Source organism: Chamaesiphon sp. GL140_3_metabinner_50 (genome assembly GCF_025361915.1).
Lineage (GTDB): Bacteria > Cyanobacteriota > Cyanobacteriia > Cyanobacteriales > Chamaesiphonaceae > Chamaesiphon.
The window spans coordinates 1-5,156 of the sequence record NZ_JANYJC010000283.1; the positions used below are offsets into that span (position 1 = coordinate 1).

General features: G+C 45.6%; 6 protein-coding genes and 2 pseudogenes. 3 read left to right on the forward strand and 5 right to left on the reverse strand.

Annotated features, from left to right (window positions below):
- Positions 1-139 (forward strand): annotated as a pseudogene (locus tag Q0R35_RS13810) (photosystem II q(b) protein); the annotation flags it as partial.
- A 153-nt stretch (positions 140-292) separates the two neighbouring features.
- On the opposite strand, the gene Q0R35_RS13815 reads toward Q0R35_RS13810, so the two are convergent.
- Positions 293-1,891, reverse strand: coding sequence for a radical SAM protein (locus Q0R35_RS13815; protein ID WP_366944893.1), 1,599 nt, complete (start codon positions 1,889-1,891; stop codon positions 293-295).
- Between the two features lie 256 nt (positions 1,892-2,147).
- Between Q0R35_RS13815 and Q0R35_RS13820 the strand changes: the two genes are divergently transcribed.
- On the forward strand, positions 2,148-2,447 hold the full coding sequence (locus Q0R35_RS13820) for a photosystem I reaction center subunit IV (RefSeq protein WP_295619253.1): 300 nt from the start codon (positions 2,148-2,150) through the stop codon (positions 2,445-2,447).
- Between the two features lie 101 nt (positions 2,448-2,548).
- Positions 2,549-3,412: a DNA-formamidopyrimidine glycosylase gene (locus Q0R35_RS13825; RefSeq protein WP_295619256.1), complete on the forward strand. Its 864-nt coding sequence runs from the start codon at positions 2,549-2,551 to the stop codon at positions 3,410-3,412.
- Between the two features lie 284 nt (positions 3,413-3,696).
- Here the strand turns inward: Q0R35_RS13825 and Q0R35_RS13830 are convergent, their stop codons facing one another.
- The 4 genes and pseudogenes from Q0R35_RS13830 to Q0R35_RS13845 form a co-directional block, all read right to left on the reverse strand.
- The gene (locus Q0R35_RS13830; protein WP_295619259.1) at positions 3,697-3,924 is read right to left on the reverse strand and encodes a hypothetical protein; all 228 of its coding nucleotides are present in this window, start codon (positions 3,922-3,924) and stop codon (positions 3,697-3,699) included.
- A 163-nt stretch (positions 3,925-4,087) separates the two neighbouring features.
- Entirely contained in the window at positions 4,088-4,369 is a 282-nt protein-coding gene (locus tag Q0R35_RS13835; RefSeq protein WP_295619262.1) for a hypothetical protein, read from the reverse strand.
- A gap of 99 nt (positions 4,370-4,468) precedes the next feature.
- Positions 4,469-4,600 (reverse strand): hypothetical protein, encoded by a 132-nt coding sequence (locus Q0R35_RS13840; RefSeq protein ID WP_295619265.1) that lies wholly within the window; start codon positions 4,598-4,600, stop codon positions 4,469-4,471.
- A gap of 139 nt (positions 4,601-4,739) precedes the next feature.
- Positions 4,740-5,156, reverse strand: a pseudogene (locus tag Q0R35_RS13845) (NAD(P)/FAD-dependent oxidoreductase); the annotation flags it as partial.

The window sequence follows — 5,156 nt, forward strand, 5'->3', positions numbered from 1 at the left end:
CACCTGGGCTGACATCATCAACCGCGCTAACTTAGGTATGGAAGTAATGCACGAGCGCAACGCTCACAACTTCCCTCTTGACTTAGCTGCTGGTGAAGCTACTCCAGTTGCTTTGACTGCTCCTTCCATCAACGGTTAATATCTGTTTGATATAAGAGTTTAAGAGATTTAAAACCCCCTCACGTTGTGAGGGGGTTTTTGATTTAAGCAATTATCTGAACTATGATTTATTCGATCGATAGATGGACTAAGATTATCGAATAGCAGTCCATCAAAGTTCGTCAATCGATCGTTATACAAATTGTGCTGTTGCTGATTCTAAATGCTTGATTAAAGTCGGCACAGGTAATGGCCCAATAATGTGATGCCAGGGTAAAATCTGACTGGTATCCCAAGTTTGATGGACGTAGAAATCTAGTTCGGGAATCTGCCCGCGTAATTCTTTAAATGCGCGCCGGAAACTGCCGATCGAATCTCCATAATTCCGGGTGAGTTCGAGTAGATGAGATAACCTGCGATCGCCTCTAGAAATTATCGCTTGAATTACCGACCAATTATAACTTTCAGGACGAAATTCGATCCCATTTTGGGTAAGTTGTTTTTGGAGTAATTTTAATCTTTTATCGGCTGCTTTATTCACTCCAAACCACTGAAATGGCGTGTGAGCTTTGGGCACGAAGGTACTGCATCCAAACGTCAGACGCAGCCCTGGAGAGGCTTTTTTGAGCGATCGCAGCATGGCAACGGTTTCATCGATATCGCTCTCTTGTTCGCCAGGAATCCCTGCCATGCCATATAGTTTTAATCCTTTTAAACCGCCTGCCTTCGCATTAGCAGCGGCTTGAAATATTTCATCAGTGGCTAGCTTCTTATTAACAATATTTCTAATTCGTTCCGAACCACTCTCTACAGCGATCGTTAGCGATTTGCTATCGCGTTTAGATAAAATTTCAGCTAGTCGAACCGTGACTGTATTGGTGCGAACGGAAGAAACACTCAAGCGGACATCATCATATTTAGGTTGTGCGAGGTGTTCTAGTAATGCCGGAAATTCTGGATGCTGAGTCACCGATGCACCGAGTAATCCTAAGCGATTGGTGACTTCTAATCCCTTGTCGATCGCTGGAATTAGCGATTCTTCAACACTAGCGACCCGAAATGGTAAAGTCAGGTAGCTAGCCAAACAGAATCGACACATTTCTGGACAGCTTCTAACGACTTCAACCATAAAAATACTTTCCCAGGCGGCTTTTTCAGTGACGACACTAGAAACAGAAAGGGTATTACCTCTATAGGTTTGCTTGGTAACAGTTGCGGGTATATTACTATCGATCGGACTGATACTAGTAATTAGGTTTTCATCATATTCAACCGCATACAAACTGGGAATATAAATCCCCGGTACTCGTGCTATATGCTTTAGTTTAGTGGTGCGATCGGCTGTTCTAACTTCTTGATAAGCATTAATAAAATTACCGAGTAAATCTTCTCCATCGCCGACTAAAACAACATCGAAAAAGTCCGCAAAAGGTTCGGGGTTAGCACTCAAAACTGGCCCACCGCCAAAAGTCAGCGGATCGTTATCACCGCGATCGCTACTCCGCAATGGAATTTCTAGCGACTCTAATAAATTGAGAATATTCACATAATCTAATTCCCAAGATAGCGAAAAACCGACTAATTCTGGCGATCGCGGTAACGATTCTCGGACATCTGTAAATAACCGATAAATATCCACATCCGATCGCATGGCTAAAGTCGCCCACACCACCTGATAACCTAAGCTAGTAATCCCCACGGTATAAGTATTCGGAAACGCAAAGATCGTCGGAATTGCATCTCGATCTGGCGCAGCGGGAGTGAATAAGAGATGTTCGGAGTCGAAGTTCACAGGTGTCGAGGGAGTGGGGGACGAGGGGACTGGCTTGCACTGAGCGAAGCCGAAGTGGAGACTGGGAGACTGGAAAACAAAGGATCTAGAGGAGCGTTCCAAAATCCATTCACTATTCACTATTCACTATCCCCTAAATTAAGCTTTGTTACCTTGTGTCAAAAAGGGGGCGAAATTTGCAGAAAATAAGCGTGATGGCTAATTGTGGCTGAATCCTTTTTTTTAAAACCAATTACTCCAAACAGGAACAGTAATTATGGCACTTCAACGTGGCTCCAAAGTTCGCGTCCTCCGCAAGGAATCTTACTGGTTCCAAGACATCGGGAGCGTAGTCTCGATCGACCAAAGCGGCATCAAATATAACGTCATCGTGCGGTTTGACAAGGTTAATCATAGCGGCTACAGCGGTAATGCTGGGGGCGTGAATACTAATAACTTTGCAGTTAGCGAACTAACCGAAGTCTCTGCACCAGCAGTTAAAAAAGCTGCGCCAGCGGCTCAAGCTGCACCAGCGGCTAAATCTGCACCAGCAGCCACTAAAACTGCCGAAAAATAAGCGGTATGCGGCACTGGCGACTAGGGCGGGTACTCGATCGATCCTAATCTCGGTTAGATTTAGATCCTAACCCATTTCCTAGTTACCAGCCTAGATTGCCAATGCCAGAATTACCAGAAGTTGAAACAGTTCGTCGAGGTTTAGAAAAATATACACTCGATCGAGCGATTACTGGCACTGAAGTACTATTACCACGCACGATCGCACACCCCGATACGCCGGAAGAGTTTAGCTTTGGACTCAGACATACCAAAATTCAAACTTGGCATCGACGGGGCAAATATTTATACGCACAATTAGCTTCACAAGCCACTCAGCAGCAAGCTGGCTGGTTGGGAGTGCATTTACGCATGACGGGGCAATTGCTGTGGGTAGAGAGCAGCGCAGAGGTACATAAGCACACCCGCGTGAGATTGTTTCTGGGTAAAGAGCGGGAAATTCGGTTTGTAGATCAGCGCACATTCGGACAGATGTGGTGGATTCCCCCCAGCCAGCAACCAGGACAAGTGATGACGGGGATGGGCAAATTAGGCCCAGAGCCATTCGATCCGGCTTTTAGTATCGAGTATTTTGCGGCTAAACTCCAGAAGTCCTCGCGCAATATTAAAACCGTCATCTTGGATCAAAACTTAGTTGCCGGATTAGGAAATATCTATGCCGATGAAGCTCTATTTATGAGTAGAATTCATCCCGAAACTCCAGCTAACCAACTCTCGCTTGCCCAGATCGAACTATTACGCGAGTCCGCCATAAACGTGCTGCAAACCTCGATCGATAGCGGCGGCACCACTTTTAGTAATTATCTCAGCGTTGAGGGCACCAACGGCAATTATGGGGGCATGGCGTGGGTTTATAATCGCACAAAGCAACCCTGTCGCGTCTGTGGAACGCCGATCTCTAAAATGCGGCTAGGCGGTAGAGGTACGCATTATTGTCCTCAGTGCCAGGGTTCTTCAGGGATTTGACACTACTTCGATTTTTACTTCATCAGGCTACATCAATAGAGTGGTAAAGATGGTAGGTAGAAAATTTATATTTCTGGTTGAATAATTATATATTCACATATCCGATCGCAATTCGATCGCTAAATGTATGACTGTAAAAGTCAGAAAAACAAAGCAACTAAATATTAAAGTTCCCAGCCAAGAACTATCAATCCTTGAAAGTTTTACCGAAAAGAATGAAAGAACGAAAACAGATGTTATTCGCGAATTTATTAGAGCTTTACAAGCTAATAGTTAATCGATATTCAACTCAACTCAAACAATCTAAATCCTGTTAAGCATCTTAAAAGAATAAGATGCTTAATATGTCCGTGCTGGAGAATGGCTGTTTCAAAACCGATACTGTTTGTTGCCGATCCATAATCCCACAGGCTTAGGCATGTCTCGCTCAAGCGGCGAACGTAACGCTCGAACCATAATCCGATCGCAATCACACTCACACTATAAATAATAAACCATAAAGATTTGGTCATCTCTTATTAACACGAGTTGACTTACTCAGGACATTCGATTGTCGTTGATTTACTGTTCATTGTTTTGCGTAGATCTTGCTACCGATCGGTAGATCGTACATCAATTCAGCAACGCCCAGGTTTTTACAGTTATTCTGTTTCAATGCCAAGATCGGCATATTTCTTAGCGATGCTTCTTGGCATAATGATGCGCGACACCTGCCGCTGCCACACCAGTCAAAACCGGGTGGCGTTGCATGATATTACGATGTCCTCCACTCATGCTGCGGTTGCGGCCCGTGCCCTTGGCGGCTTTATAGGCGGCATATCCCGCAACGGCTCCAGTCGCATTTGGATGACGCTGGATGAGATTACGATGCGTCTGCGCCATCGTTGTCAGCGGCATCGCGATACCCATCGTAAAGGTTGCGCCCATTGCCAGGGCTATTTTTTGAATGCGGTTCATTTTGTTCGTACGACTGATTTAAGTCACTTGCTTTGTTATTTATCACTTTACCTAAACTAGTTGGTGAAGAACTCTGTCGTAAGTACCATATTTAAAAAATTAAGGTATGCCTAACAGTGGGGCACTGATTACATCGATCTTTACTGGCTTCATGCTTGGGACGATCGCAACTCGTTGGCGTAGCCTCTCCATCAGGAGAATCGAAGAAGTGATGCGGGCGATGGATGACATGGTGAAGCAGGGGAAGATTTGCAGGATAGTGAGGGTGAGAAGGATGGTTCTAATCGCAAAGGTGGCATCAAAGCGATGGGGCAATTGAGCGAGAGGAGTTTAGCAATTGTGGATGTGGTGAAAGAAATAGCCAAGGAAATCACGCTCGGCGGTGAATCGATGTTGGCTGCGGTTGTCGCCATTGGGGCGATCGCTCGGCAGTAATTATCACCCCAATCAGGAGTGTGGCGATCGCTACACCACCGCCAATCCACAGCACCGCAGCGCGGGTTTTGGCAGGAATAGCGGGTTGAGATCGATTGGCGGTACTAGTTACGGTAGGTTGAGTAAAACTGTTAAATATGCTGTCCTGAATCCACTCAGCCGTTGCTTTGAAATTATGGAGCGGCGTGGGGAGCATTTCGAGATAAGTTGCATGGCGAATTAGTGACCCTTCGCCACCGCCAATCTGGACGCGATCGAAGATATTTGCCAAGCCCTTACCGATGCCAAGTTTAACCAAAGTCCCTCGGAGATTGACTTTCACTGGTTTGGGTGGTTTGCCATTGGCGATCGC

Bases quoted from the DNA above. Each gene is read 5' to 3' on its own strand.
- Q0R35_RS13825 (WP_295619256.1), top strand. From the start codon at position 2,549: ATGCCAGAATTACCAGAAGTTGAAACAGTTCGTCGAGGTTTAGAAAAA.
- Q0R35_RS13820 (WP_295619253.1), top strand. From the start codon at position 2,148: ATGGCACTTCAACGTGGCTCCAAAGTTCGCGTCCTCCGCAAGGAATCT.
- Q0R35_RS13840 (WP_295619265.1), bottom strand. From the start codon at position 4,600: ATGTCATCCATCGCCCGCATCACTTCTTCGATTCTCCTGATGGAGAGG.
- Q0R35_RS13835 (WP_295619262.1), bottom strand. From the start codon at position 4,369: ATGAACCGCATTCAAAAAATAGCCCTGGCAATGGGCGCAACCTTTACG.
- Q0R35_RS13830 (WP_295619259.1), bottom strand. From the start codon at position 3,924: ATGACCAAATCTTTATGGTTTATTATTTATAGTGTGAGTGTGATTGCG.